At 34.8% G+C, this 13,694-nt stretch carries 11 protein-coding genes and 1 pseudogene; 5 read left to right on the forward strand and 7 right to left on the reverse strand.

Annotated features, from left to right (window positions below; genetic code table 11):
* Nucleotides 1–236: 236 nt before the first annotated feature.
* Nucleotides 237–686: an arginine repressor gene (gene argR, locus C568_RS0120750; RefSeq protein ID WP_018766526.1), complete on the reverse strand. Its 450-nt coding sequence runs from the start codon at nt 684–686 to the stop codon at nt 237–239.
* 397 nt (nt 687–1,083) lie between these two features.
* On the opposite strand from argR, the gene C568_RS0120755 reads away from it, so the two are divergent.
* From C568_RS0120755 to C568_RS0120770, 4 genes are all read left to right on the forward strand, one after another.
* Nucleotides 1,084–2,418 (forward strand): FAD-binding oxidoreductase, encoded by a 1,335-nt coding sequence (locus C568_RS0120755; RefSeq protein WP_018782604.1) that lies wholly within the window; start codon nt 1,084–1,086, stop codon nt 2,416–2,418.
* Nucleotides 2,419–2,610: 192 nt separating this feature from the next.
* Entirely contained in the window at nt 2,611–3,333 is a 723-nt protein-coding gene (locus C568_RS0120760) for an amino acid ABC transporter ATP-binding protein (protein WP_003194731.1), read from the forward strand.
* Nucleotides 3,334–3,478: 145 nt separating this feature from the next.
* Nucleotides 3,479–4,264, forward strand: a complete 786-nt coding sequence (locus C568_RS0120765; protein WP_018782605.1) for an ABC transporter substrate-binding protein — start codon at nt 3,479–3,481, stop codon at nt 4,262–4,264.
* Nucleotides 4,265–4,379: 115 nt separating this feature from the next.
* Nucleotides 4,380–5,072, forward strand: a complete 693-nt coding sequence (locus C568_RS0120770) for an amino acid ABC transporter permease (protein ID WP_003194725.1) — start codon at nt 4,380–4,382, stop codon at nt 5,070–5,072.
* 162 nt (nt 5,073–5,234) lie between these two features.
* Here C568_RS0120770 and C568_RS0120775 read toward each other — a convergent pair whose 3' ends face one another.
* Nucleotides 5,235–6,320: a fatty acid desaturase family protein gene (locus C568_RS0120775; RefSeq protein ID WP_003194723.1), complete on the reverse strand. Its 1,086-nt coding sequence runs from the start codon at nt 6,318–6,320 to the stop codon at nt 5,235–5,237.
* A gap of 621 nt (nt 6,321–6,941) precedes the next feature.
* Between C568_RS0120775 and C568_RS0120780 the strand changes: the two genes are divergently transcribed.
* Nucleotides 6,942–8,468: an FAD-dependent oxidoreductase gene (locus tag C568_RS0120780; RefSeq protein ID WP_018782606.1), complete on the forward strand. Its 1,527-nt coding sequence runs from the start codon at nt 6,942–6,944 to the stop codon at nt 8,466–8,468.
* Between the two features lie 28 nt (nt 8,469–8,496).
* Here C568_RS0120780 and C568_RS0120785 read toward each other — a convergent pair whose 3' ends face one another.
* From C568_RS0120785 to C568_RS0120810, 5 genes and pseudogenes are all read right to left on the reverse strand, one after another.
* Entirely contained in the window at nt 8,497–9,270 is a 774-nt protein-coding gene (locus C568_RS0120785; RefSeq protein ID WP_006093288.1) for a nucleotidyltransferase domain-containing protein, read from the reverse strand.
* A 173-nt stretch (nt 9,271–9,443) separates the two neighbouring features.
* Nucleotides 9,444–10,553, reverse strand: a complete 1,110-nt coding sequence (locus C568_RS0120790) for a PRK06851 family protein (protein WP_018782607.1) — start codon at nt 10,551–10,553, stop codon at nt 9,444–9,446.
* A 107-nt stretch (nt 10,554–10,660) separates the two neighbouring features.
* Nucleotides 10,661–11,041 carry a hypothetical protein gene (locus tag C568_RS0120795; RefSeq protein ID WP_003194716.1) on the reverse strand — a complete coding sequence of 127 codons (381 nt, stop codon included), beginning with the start codon at nt 11,039–11,041 and terminating at the stop codon, nt 10,661–10,663.
* Nucleotides 11,042–11,307: 266 nt separating this feature from the next.
* Nucleotides 11,308–11,890 (reverse strand): annotated as a pseudogene (locus C568_RS34360) (ATP-binding protein); the annotation flags it as partial.
* A 300-nt stretch (nt 11,891–12,190) separates the two neighbouring features.
* Complete coding sequence (locus tag C568_RS0120810; protein WP_018782609.1) at nt 12,191–13,456, reverse strand: hypothetical protein; 1,266 nt, start codon at nt 13,454–13,456, stop codon at nt 12,191–12,193.
* Nucleotides 13,457–13,694 lie beyond the last annotated feature (238 nt).

Genomic DNA, 13,694 nt, shown 5'->3' on the forward strand with positions numbered 1-13,694 from the left:
ACATAATAAACGGTACGTACTTCCTTCTTTGTGAAAGCGCTAACATTTTCAAGTGGAATATTTCACAATTTATTTTTTAAAATAATATATATTTGTATTTTTATAAGGTTTTTTGCTCCATATTTTGCAAAACAGCTATATATTACGTATATATAATGAATAACCCTTTACTAATTCATATTAAAATTTCAAAAAAAGATCCTATTTCTAATAAAAATTAGAAATAGGATCTTCACTTACATAATCAATTTCAATCTTTCTTCTAGAACCTTCCTATCCGATTGTGATCGAGAAATCACAAGGCACGTATCATTTCCACATATACATCCTACTTTTTCTTTCCAATCTAAAGAATCCAATAATACACCAATAACATGGGCATTTCCCGGTAATGTTTTAATGATTGTTAATTGCTCTACACAATCAATTTTCACAACAACTTCTTTTATTTTTTTCTTTAATTTCATATCCGTTTGTAAACTGTCTTCTGAAAAAATCTTATATATTGTTAATCCACTTGCAGAGGTTACCTTTATTAAATTTAATTCACGAATATCTCGTGAAATCGTTGCTTGTGTAACTACTACACCATGTTCTTCTAACAATTCTACTAATTTCTCTTGTGTATCTATTTCACACTCTCTTATCAATTGTTTAATTAGCCGTTGTCTTTTCTCCTTTTTCATAAAAGACATCCTTTCGAATATTATAACTTTATTATATCTTGCTATAATTTCCATTCGAAAGAGATAAAGGTAAATGTTGCGGAAACGTTCATAGTTTATAATTATCCCTCTTATATGATTTCATCCTGGACTATGTCCTGCACGTACTTGAGAAAGGGGACTTCTGTTGGAGTACTGCTAAAAATTTCTATAGTATCTAGTATGGCAACACTAAATACATACTGCTGAATACACATCCATATGTTTCTAATTTCAATTAAATTTCCCAGAAAAATATACTAACATTTTAATCAGCCTATTCATTCTTCATATACATACTATTTATAATTCAAACACTCTTAAACAAGCTTTCTCATAAAATAATAAGAACCAATCTCATATGGAAAGGAACAATATAATGAAAAAAACAAAATTAACAGGGCGCATTGTAACTCCAGAAGATCCTGAATATGATGTAGCTCGCATAAACTTAAATTTAAGTCTTCCAAAGCTCCCCTGCATAATTGTCTTCTGTCAAAATACTCAAGATGTATGCAATGCCTTGAAGTGGGCACGTGAACGTCATATACCATTTCGTGTACGAAGTGGTCGCCATAACTATGAAAACTTTTCCCTTGTGAATCGTGGACTTATTATTGATGTAAGTGAAATGAATCGAATTATAGTCCAGCAGGACAGCTTAACAGCAACCATTGAGGCTGGAGCAAACCTTGGTGCTGTTTATAAAGAGCTGTGGAAATATGGCGTCACATTACCAGCTGGCACCAGCGCCAGCGTTGGAATTGTTGGATTAACACTTGGTGGTGGCATTGGTATGTTATCACGCTTATTTGGATTAACTTGTGATCAACTATTAGAAATAGACATGGTGCAAGCAGTTGGTAAAAAAGGGGCAAGATTTATTCGTGCCAGCGAAAGAGAAAACGCTGATTTATTTTGGGCATGCTGCGGCGGTGGCGGTGGGAACTTCGGAATTGTTACATCTTTAACATTTCGTGTTCACCCCATTCAAAACGTCTCGATTTTTTCACTCACTTGGGAATGGAAAGACTTTATTACCGCATTTCAAGCTTGGCAAAACTGGGCACCTTATATAGATGAGCGTCTTACTTCATCTATTGAATTATTTTCTAAACAGAGAAATAAAATTGAAGTAAAAGGAGAATTTGTTGGTCATCCTTCGGAACTCCTCGATTTACTGGCACCTGTATTACAAGCTGGAACTCCTTCTCTGTTCATAGAAGAAGTTCCTTATATACAAGCAGTTGAATTCTTTAATAGTGGTAACATCCCAGAAAAATTCAAACGTTCTGGTTCTTATGTATATAAGACAATTCCGCTTAAAGGGATTCAAGTTCTAAAGCATTTTCTTAGTCATGCTCCAAATTCTTCAGCGAGCGTTTGGCATCAATCACTCGTAGGAGCTGTAGAAGACATTGCTCCAAGTGAAACAGCTTATTTCCATCGAAAAGCAATTATTGCTCAAGAATACCTTACATCTTGGAAATGCGACAATGAGGAACAACAAAATATACGTTGGATTAAAGATTTACGAAATGCTATGGCACCTTATACATTAGGTGATTATGTCAATTGGCCTGATATTGATATTACAGATTGGCAAAACACTTACTATGGCAAAAACTTTACAAGGTTACGTAAAGTAAAAACAGTATATGACCCTTGTAATGTTTTTCGATTCCCACAAAGCATCCCTCCCTTCCATAAATAAAATATAAATTTCTCTCACTTTTTTATTTTCTTCAAAGCCTCTTTTTATCACCTTACTAACCGAATCATCTTCCTAATTTCACGTCCTCTAGACAATGTTTTTCGCAAAAAATAAAGGGTTTTGGCACTTTATGACTAATAACAAAAATAAGGGGAAACATTTGTAAAATACAAATTTGACTGGGGGATTGGTATGATTCAAGTTCAAAATCTAGTAAAGTCATTTGGTTCATTAGACGTTTTAAAAGGGATCAATTTAGAAGTAAAAGAAAAAGAAGTTGTTGTTTTAATTGGCGCGAGCGGCTCAGGAAAAAGCACTTTACTTCGTTGTCTCAACTTTTTAGAAATGTACGATGAAGGGGAAATTCACTTACAAGGGAAACGAATTAATCCTAAAAGTACAAACTTAAACAAAGTCCGCGAAAATGTTGGAATGGTATTTCAACATTTTAACCTCTTTCCACATATGACCTCATTAGAAAACATCATAGAAGCACCTATTCATGTAAAAAAAATGGACAAAACAAAAGCGAAAGAAATTGGAACCGACCTATTACAAAAGGTTGGATTACAAGACAAAGCAAACGTGACACCTCACCTTTTATCTGGTGGACAAAAACAACGTGTTGCGATTGCACGCGCACTTGCAATGAATCCTAAAATCATGCTATTTGATGAACCTACATCTGCTCTTGATCCTGAACTTGTTGGAGAAGTACTCCAAGTTATGAAAGAGCTTGCTGGTGAAGGAATGACAATGGTAATCGTCACCCATGAAATGAACTTTGCACGGGATGTAGCAGATCGCGTCATTTTTATGGATAATGGACAAATTGTAGAGGATGCACCACCAGAACAATTTTTTTCAGCACCGTCAAATGAGAGAGCAAAACAGTTTTTACGAAACATTTTATAGAGAGGGACTTCTCTCCCCACGAATACTTAAACCATTAAAACTCATACGGGTGGCCTAATTGCCCCACCCATGGAAACTTTCCATAGCAATTAAGATACGGCTGTTTACCCCGTATGTGCAGGATGAATATATAGGAGGGGTTTTGATGAGAAAGAAAATGCTTACTGCTTTTGCAGCAATTACACTATGTGTATCCTTCGTCCTTGGAGCCTGTAGTAAGGAAACTTCAACAAATGAAGGGAAAGAGTTTCGCTACGCAATGAGCGGCTTATATAAACCTTTTAATTTCAAAGAAAATGACGGGAAACTAGTTGGTTTTGATGTCGAAATTGGTGAGGCACTCGCAAAAAAAATGGGAATGAAGCCTGTTCCAGTTACAAATCCTTGGGAAACATTGATTCAAGGTCTAAAAGCAAAAAAATATGACGTCATATTAGGAAGTATGGCAATTACAGAAGACCGCCTAAAAGCCGTTAATTTTACGAATCCATACTATCGCTCTGGTGCACAAATTTTCGTAGCTAAAAAGAACAATTCCATTTCTTCAGTAGAAGACTTAAAAGGAAAAAAAATCGGTGTTGTAAAAGCTAGTACATTTAAAAAACTTGTGGAAAAACATACAGATCAAATCACAGAATACGACAGTGACATTACAGCTCTTATGGATTTGGAACCAGGCCGAGTAGATGCTGTTATTACGGATCAAATGGTTGGTCTTCGTATGATAAAAGAAGGAAAATCAAATATAAAAGAAGCTGGAAAACCATTAAATCTTGAGGAAATGGGAATTGCAATTCGCAAGGATGATAAAGAGATGGTGAAGAAAGTAAACAAAGCATTAGAGGAAATTATTAAAGATGGCACATATGAAAAAATCAGTAAAAAATGGTTTGGAAAAAATATTCTTGGAGAAGAGGAAAAGACAAAATAAAATGATTTACCCTTCTAAAAAACAAATCATTTTTAATCCATAAGCGATGCCCCACCTCAGCCGTGGGGTATTTGCATCTATTTCCTAAAATAAATTCTATATTGAGGTGACGTTGATGATTGAAATTTTCATATCTACATATCCAACATTTCTAAAAGCAATTGTCATGACTTTACAATTAACATTAACTTCATTATTACTTGGTTCATTAATCGGACTTCTATTCGCCTTTTTTCGTATTTCCAATAATAAAATTTTAAATAGTATTGCACACATATATATTGCTGTTATCCGAGGCACACCATTAATCGTTCAAATCATGATTCTTTATTTCGGCATTACGTCTATTATCGTTCTGTCTCCATTTTGGGCTGGTGCCATTGCTTTAGCAATTCATAACGGTGCATATATTACAGAAATTTTCCGTGGCTCCATTCAATCGGTCGATCGCGGCCAATTAGAAGCGGCTCGTTCTTTAGGAATGTCCTATCCACTCGCTATGCGCCGTATCATTTTACCACAAGCATTTCGATTATCAATCCCTCCGCTCGGAAACCAATTTGTCATTGGATTAAAAGATTCTTCCCTTGTCGCATACGTAGGAATGTCTGAGCTTTGGGGATCCGGTTTATCTATAGCTGCTGGAAACTTTAAGCAACTTGAAACATACATTGTTGTTAGTGCCTATTATCTTGTACTCGTCCTTTTGTTTACTTACCTCGTAAATCTCTTAGAGAAAAAACTTCAGCGTAAACAAAGTAATTCTATACAAGTAAATAAAGAGAAAGAAAAAGCAGTCTCTTTATAGGAAGAATTGTAGCAACCCTTTCATCTATTAGATTGAAAAAGGAATCAATGAAAAGTTACTATTACATGCAAAAAAACAATCAAAATACAAACTAAAAAAGCAAGCTACTTTTTAGGTAGCTTGCTTTTTTAGTTAAAGGGTTCTAAATAATCTATTCCAGAATCATGGATTCACTTTTTTGATAGTTTCCTGTTCTTCTATATGCTCCTCACGATATGCAATATTATCAGGGTCTAACCCATTTCCTAAAGAACCATAGAAATGTTCCCTATGAGGATCAACTAATTCACTGCCTTGATAATATACGCGAGGTGTGTTCCAAAGTGCTGCCATTGCTTTCGTCATCGGCATTTCATGATAACGCTCCGGCCACATTTCTTTAATTTTTTCTTTTACTAATGGGTAATACTTAGAACTCATAGCAGGGAACAAATGATGTTCCGTATGATATGAGAAGTTAAAATGCAAAACATCAACCCAGCGCGGCACTGTTACAGATAAACAGTTAGCTAATGGATCATTTACAGGAACAATTGGATTTAAACGGTGATTTGTTGCAATATAGCCCATTACAATAAAGTTTGCAATGAGTAATGGAATCACATAAGCAAACAACCACTTCGTAGGCCCCATAATAAATAGCAAACTAATCCAAACCGTCCATGGCAAAAGAAGTTGAAGCCACACAGACTTCTGATTCGATGACTTAAATTCTTTTATAAAATGAAAGAACATACGAGTTGAATGTATTGTAAATTGAATTGTTAGTGACAGAAAACTGAAGAAAGAACGCACATGCAAGGGCATACGATACACCCATCTTAAAAATTTACTCTTCTTCATCTTTTCAAGTGTTGGCCACGCATCAGGGTCATGTTCTTCATGCTGTGTATGAACATGGTGCGTCGCATTGTGCCATTTTCTCCACAATTTCGGTCCTGTAGATAATGGCATAAATGCAATTGCCCCTAAAAAATCACGAAGCCATGCTTTTCTTACAACTGTTCCGTGCAAGATTTCATGTCCTAAAAATCCAAGTGAAGCAAAACATAACCCTAGAACAATTGCAATTCCAAGATTTGCCCACACATTCAAATCGAATAAACCAATCGCTATTAACCCAGCTACCGCCACAAGTAAATAAGCCAGTCCACCAAACAAACGAGTTGGAACTGGTTTAAATGCTTTTTTTGGCAAATGCGGCGATACACGTGCTGCATACCATCCAAACGTATGAAGCTCCTTCATCCTTTTGCCCCTTTCTTATGCCGCGCTTACGCAACTTGCATAAATCAATTCTTGTTTCCAGATTGATAATACTAGTTAATTACAAAAAGCATTTATAATAAGTAAATCATACTCACTCTATCGTCACTCATTTTCGCTTTTATTATCAATGAAAAACATTTCTCTTTTTACTCTTTATCAACCTTTCCACATGATGAATCATATCAATAGACTTTCCATATTGTCAATAACTTTTATGACCTAGTAATAAAATGTGGTTATATTTTTATAATAATATTTTATTTCACCAAAGGAAAAGCATAGGTTTTATAAGCTTTTATCCATTATATATATAAATACTTTCACATATAAGAAAGTCTGCTTCACTCAAGAAAAGCTTATATATGAACATCAATAATTCTTTATAGAATCGACTGTCATTTAAAATAACCTTATAAAGGAATACTCATTTTTATTATATTAGAATAATATTTATGTTTTGTAAATATTTAAAACTTATTCTTAATTTCTTCTGTTCACTGTACAGTATCTCCTTCTCCTAGATTGAAAATAAGCTACATGAATTTTATATAAATTGGAAAAAATAAGTAGTAAATTATTTTAAAACAGGAGGGACATACGATGACAAACAATTCATTTCCCAAATTTCCAGAACCGTACTGGCGCGATTCTACTTCATTCCCTATTTTCCCCAAGCTATCAGAAAATATAAAAGCAGAAGTTGCAATTATTGGTGCTGGAATTACAGGCATCACAACTGCTTATTTACTTGCAAAAGAGGGCATGAAAGTTGTTTTAATCGATTCCGGAAATATTTTAAATGGAACGACAGGCCATACGACTGCAAAAATCACAGCACAACACGATCTCATTTATGATGAGCTCATTGATCATTTTGGAGCTGATCAAGCGCGCCTATACTATGAGGCAAACGAAAAAGCATTGCAATTTATAAAAGAAACAGTCCGAACAAATAACATTGATTGTGACTTTACTGAAGAGGACGCCTACTTATATACAACTTGCAATGACGGATTACGGAAATTAACAAAAGAATATGAAGCTTATAAAAAACTAAATATTCCTTGTGACTATGTAGAGTCCATTCCACTTCCTATCTCAGTTCAGGGAGCACTTGTTATGAAAAAACAAGCACAGTTCCATCCTCTTCATTATTTAAAGAACCTTGTTGAACAGTTTATTGAAGCAGGCGGAACAATCTATGAGCAAACCACTGCAATCGATATCGAGAAAGGATTCTATCCGCAAGTCATTACAAAAGATGGCCATCGTATTACATGTGGATATGTCGTCTCCTGTTCTCATTTTCCTTTCTATGATGCAAATAGCTTTTTCTTCACAAGAATGTATGCAGAACGTTCCTACGTTCTAGCTATAAAAGCAAAAAAAGATTATCCCGGAGGCATGTATTTAAGCATAGATACTCCTACACGCTCCTTACGTTACACAACAGTAAATGGAGAAAAAATTATTCTTGTTGGGGGTGAAAGTCATAAAACAGGACAAGGAATCAATACAATGCTTCATTATGAAGCATTGCACTCTTTCGCAGAAGAAACATTTGGAATAGATGCAATCCCTTACAGATGGTCAGCACAAGACTTAATTACCCTAGATAAACTACCTTACATCGGCCATATTAATGAAAATAATCCAAATATATTCGTTGCAACAGGTTATCGAAAATGGGGGATGACAACAGGAACTGCTGCAGCTCAACTACTAAAGGACTCTATTACAAAAATAGATAACCCGTATAAAGAACTCTTTGCCCCATCACGATTCCATGCAGATCCAGATATAAAAACATTTGTTTCTCAAAACCTTGATGTGGCAAAACATTTGATCGAAGGCAAGTTAGAATTTGCTCTGCGTAAACCAGAAGATCTTGAAAATGGTGAAGGTGCCGTTGTAAGAGTACATGGAAAACGTGCAGGCGCTTATAAAGACAACGAAGGAAAATTGCATATTGTTGATACGACCTGTACACACCTTGGCTGTGAAGTAGAATGGAATAGCGGTGATTGTACGTGGGATTGTCCTTGTCATGGATCACGCTTTTCAATTGAAGGAGATGTAATTGAGGGGCCGGCAGATAAGCCGTTAAAACGGGTTGATGGAGAATAAAGTTAACTAAAACAAACAGAGCACCAATCTACTGGTGCTCTTTCTCAAATAACATATCCCGAAACAAGCCATTCAACCTCTCAACCTCAATGCCCTTTCCCTTTTCAATACCTTTCACATACTCTTGATAATACTTTATCTGCCCCTCTAAAAATTCATTTAATACGATAATCTTCGGACCAGCGTCTAACTCAACACCATCCTTTTTCTTTAGTAGTAAATCTTCAATTTCATCAAAAAGCTCTTGTTCTAGCGACAATTCAGTAATGAATCGTTCAAATTCTACAGGCGGCAATGTCCCTTTCTCTTCTAACCATTTGCAAGCTAAAATAGGGCGCAATACATAGAAGTACTTTTTCAACTTCACGCTCTCTCCTTGTAGAAATTCACGATAGTTTTTTGAAGCCATATGTAAGTAGTGATACATCGTTGCTTTAGGATCAAAATCATTTTCGCTCATTTTCTGTAGACGCTCTGGAAGATCAGAGTTCTTAGAATAAAAGATTGGAGAACGGATCCATTCTAATAGTGCTGGATTTGATTTTGCAAATAACTGCAGAGCTTTTCTAATATCCCAACCGCTTATGTCTAAAGCATCACTAATTGGATACTCAATCACATCACGTTTTTCATTAATAGATAAATACCAGTCTACTGAATGAATGTATACAAATCTAACATCATAATCACTATCTTTCGACTGAAATCCCCATGCACGACTTCCAGATTCGACAGCAAATAAAATTTTCACATTGTTCTCTTTTTCAATTTTTTGTAATTCTAATTGAATTTTATCCCTCATATATATCATCCTCATTTTCTGATCATTTCCCTGGAAATTCGACAAATATAATCTACTTATTATTGGCGTGCTATTCTACTTTTAACATCAATATCTCAGTAACTCTATAGTATGTATCATAACTAAATTTAAAAGGAAGCTGCTAGGCCTTCCCTGGCAGCTCTATAAACATTTCATTTTTGTTGCTCGCTAACAAGCTTTGCAATTCGCTCAAACTCACCCTGAATTTCATTTTTATACATATCTACTTTTGTAAAATCCATCGCAGCAATATAAATCCGTTCTAATTTATCTCGAACTGCTTTTGCCTTCGCTAAGAACGACATTGCTTCACTCATTTTTGTTTTGTATTGAATGGAAACATCCCGAATTTCTGTTGCATATTTTTCATCCGTTCCTGGCGTAACGATGAGATCATACATATCAATAATCTCATCACCTTCTCGCTCTGGAAAATATTCATGTGGCGCGGTGCTGTCAAAGATCGCAAAACCTAATTCTCTTACAATAATCATATCTAGGCTATTTGGATCAAAGCCGCAATGATATACTTCAACTTCAAACCCTTTCTCTTCCGCTGCCTCAGCTAGTTTTTTTAGCATCGTTGATTTTCCTGAACCCGGGCGTCCTTTTATAAAATAACGATGCGGGATATCTTCTGTTAAATTTGGAACGAAATCAACCGCCCCTTTTGGTGTTGCTGCCCCTAAGAAACGGTGCTTTACCACCGCTTGTTTTCCTTTGTTATCTGCAAATAACTTTTGTATAAGCTGCTTTGTTAATTCATTCGCTTTTTGAAAATCAATATTATCAATATAAATTCTCTCCCAATCATCATGTATAGCTAACGCCTCTTTAAAACAAGCATACGCTGATTGAAATGCATCGCTCGCTTCAGAAATATAATGTGTAATTTCACCTTTATGTTTTCGTAATTTCTCTGAATCCCATGCAACTCCTAAGTTCACGTATTCCTCTACAACTCCAGGTATTTTTGGCTCAATGACATGTGGTGCTGTTCCATCTACAATTCCTACTTTTAATTTTGGAATAATAACACCATCGATGGATTTATTATCAGAAGAACAATGTAACAGTTCAATATCATATCCTCTTCCAACCCACTCACGCCCAATTGCTTTCATCAATGAGGATTTCCCTGTCCCTGGACCACCTTTCAAAATGAAAAGTCTTTCCAATCCCCTTACATTTTCCTCATATAAACTATAAAAACCTCTCGCGGTATTTCCTCCAGCATAATAATTTAAAATTTCCCCTGTCACTGCCCTCACTCCTTTATAGCAGTCTACTTACATAAATTACAATATGCACGACGCTTCAATTGGGTGAATACCTATTTTTTATTCTTGCAACAAAAAAGCAGAGATCATCATTGACCTCTGCTTCGATATTTTCGATTTAAATTAAGAAAAAACTGTTCAATCCGAGGACGAACCCATGCAAAATAATCTTTATCTTTCTTTTTCTTACAAATAATTTCTTTTCCATCAACCATTCCGACAAGCTCTAGTTCTAACAATTGCCTCGTAAATTCTAGAATATTCACTTCTTCTTTTGGATACTCTTCCTTTAGCTTTTCTTCAATTTCTCCCAATAAAAATCCGTCACGCATCATTGCAAGTGCATCAATCCAAAGTGGCGGCATTTCATATTTTTCTCCTGTAATTGTATCCTTTACAATATAATTCTTTTGATCTTTTCGAAATTGAATAGTGTGTAAACATACGGTCGAATTTAATGTTAGTTCCATCGTACCACCTCTGTCATAATATCAGCATAGAAAAAAGGATGCATGTGCACCCCTCTTTTTTAATTCACATAAAACCCAATTCAATATAAACATTCATACAAGTAAAAACTACAAACCGGTACATGAATAATAAAACTACATGTCGATATTTTCCTCCATTATAAACTAAGTTTTTTATAAAAAAAAGCATTCTTGAAGCTTTTTATAAAATGTTTATATTTACACAACAAGAGCACTTTTCTGAAAAGTACTCTTGTCTTTAAATTCTATATAGTTGGCAATGTCACTTCTACTTTTGTCCCTGTGCCAATGTTACTTTTGTAATTGAATCATCCCTTGATGCTCTTCAATAATTTTATTTGTAATGATTAAACCAAGACCAGCTCCATTTTCCTTTGTCGTATAAACAGACTTTCCAAGTCTCTCTATTCTTTCGCTATCCATACCGCATCTCTCATCTTGAATGCAAATAAACAATTTTTCTTCTATCGTTTTATAGGCAGAAATTCTCAAATCTCCACCATACATCATCGATTCAATCCCATTTTTCACAAGATTTAATAAGACTTGCTTTAATTGCTTTTCATTACCCTTTATATCAGGTAAAGCCTCATCTACTTGTATATGTATTTTTACAGCGTACTGCATTGCATAACTTTCCATCAGATGAACAACATATAACAGAACTTTTTGCATATCACACAATTGATACATTGTTGGTTTCAGCTTTCCAAATAACATTCACTCACTAACAAATCCATCAATTCTCTCAATTTCCTGTAGCATAATATCATAACTAGCATTATCAGCTAGATTGCGCTCTTTTTGAATTTGAGTAAAGCCCTTTAAAGTCATTTCTATCTAACTTTTACGTCATGTGAAATTTCTAGTAGTATTATCCTATATAAAATGGCTATACTATTTTTATTCTAACTTCCTTTCATACCATAACACTAAAAGAGGGAGTGAACAAACTCCCCCTGTTAACAATTACACAAAATGAAACCTTAATCAGTGGAAGCCTCATTCCACACTGATTATTAGTCCTCACCAATCTTGTTTTTACAGTCAGTTGATCCACCACCTAACCTCTTCGCTTTCGCTGAACTTTGAGGTGGAGGTCTTACTGCCCACAAATGGCGGGATAAATTATATCCACTTCACCCGCTCATGAAGCAATCCATCCGTAAATGAATTATCACTCATCACAAAATCTTTCATATAAACATGTAAATATTCACCATACTTACTTTTTGTATTAAGTAATAATTCCTCAACATAATACACACCTGGTGAAAATATATCTAGCAGTAAACTGGACAAACCAGCATAGATTCCGCAACCAACTTGAAAATAAGTCGCGTTTGTCTTATATTTCTGGAAAACTTCACTACTATTCATTACATTGTACATATATTTTTCATTGTCTTCATAGACAAGTAACACACCAACTAAATCTTCTCCTGCTATTTCTTCCTCTGCTGGATTAAAAACTTTTCGATTCCAATTCCATAATTTATCCACATCATCTAGATTTTTTCGAATTAAATCTGTTGTATATTCATTAATACGATAAAGAAAACCCACTTCCATATCAAATGTTTTACCAAGAATTAGAACTTCTTCATGTGGCATTAAGCAACCATGAAACTCTTTCTCTCCTAATCTCACTTTATATTCCGAAGCATATACATCCTCATAAAAATAGATGGGCCGATGATGACTCACATACATTGGATAACTTAATATTGCTTCATCAAGAAAACGTTCTACCGCCCATGAAGCATAAAGTGTATTAGGTTTTATAAGACTTTGGTCTGCAAAGAAAGAATAATCATGCTCTATAATATAACACGCACGTGGTTTTTTTCCCGGTTGTTCTTTCATAAGCTGTACAACCATCCATTGAACAACACCAGGATTCATTCCCGATCCTATAATAGCTCTTGTATTTGTAAAATTATTTTTTTCCTTTTCAAATCTCGTATAACGTTCTGTAAGCTGAAACCCCTTTAAGCTATCATCCTGATCCACCTGCTCATTCTCCAAAGCTGAATTTACATACGAAATACCTAATTCATTACAACAACTAAGTATACGAATCGTATCTGCTCCGGAAACGTCGATAACTACACCAGCATCCGTTTTCTGTAAATGCTGTTTAAACAGTATTGTATTTTGAAGATCCATTTCATGAAGAAAGAATTTCCCCTTTAAATTCGGAAATAATTCGTCATAATAGCTTTTTTCCTTTTGCTTTATATCAACGAGATGAAACTTTAAATCTTTTATCATAGAATAGATGGGATCATTTATATTCGCCACAGTTTGATTTAAAACTGCCAATACTGCTTTAGCGGCTCCTCCCCCACTACCAAGTAATGTAATTGAAAAAGAATGTCTAAGCTGACTCACCCTGAAAACCCCTTTAATATTTAGTTAAATAATACATAATCTATTCAATTTTGAAAGGATAGCTTGGACATAATAAACATGCTCGTACACATTTTTTATTATAAAAATATACCTTTCTCTCTTACTAATCCATGATTAAATAAATTAAATATTTAATCAGTGAGGAGATGTCTTCATCCCTCACTGATAGTTAGCCCTCACCAATCGGGCTTTTACGGGATAAAAATAGACTCGACCT

Source organism: Bacillus sp. 95MFCvi2.1 (genome assembly GCF_000374965.1).
Taxonomy (GTDB): domain Bacteria; phylum Bacillota; class Bacilli; order Bacillales; family Bacillaceae_G; genus Bacillus_A; species Bacillus_A pseudomycoides.

Coding starts and splice junctions, on each gene's coding strand:
- C568_RS0120785 (WP_006093288.1), bottom strand. CDS start 9,270: ATGAGGGATAAAATTCAATTAGAATTACAAAAAATTGAAAAAGAGAAC.
- C568_RS0120775 (WP_003194723.1), bottom strand. CDS start 6,320: ATGAAGGAGCTTCATACGTTTGGATGGTATGCAGCACGTGTATCGCCG.
- C568_RS0120760 (WP_003194731.1), top strand. CDS start 2,611: ATGATTCAAGTTCAAAATCTAGTAAAGTCATTTGGTTCATTAGACGTT.
- C568_RS0120765 (WP_018782605.1), top strand. CDS start 3,479: ATGAGAAAGAAAATGCTTACTGCTTTTGCAGCAATTACACTATGTGTA.
- argR (WP_018766526.1), bottom strand. CDS start 686: ATGAAAAAGGAGAAAAGACAACGGCTAATTAAACAATTGATAAGAGAG.
- C568_RS0120770 (WP_003194725.1), top strand. CDS start 4,380: ATGATTGAAATTTTCATATCTACATATCCAACATTTCTAAAAGCAATT.
- C568_RS0120755 (WP_018782604.1), top strand. CDS start 1,084: ATGAAAAAAACAAAATTAACAGGGCGCATTGTAACTCCAGAAGATCCT.
- C568_RS0120780 (WP_018782606.1), top strand. CDS start 6,942: ATGACAAACAATTCATTTCCCAAATTTCCAGAACCGTACTGGCGCGAT.
- C568_RS0120795 (WP_003194716.1), bottom strand. CDS start 11,041: ATGGAACTAACATTAAATTCGACCGTATGTTTACACACTATTCAATTT.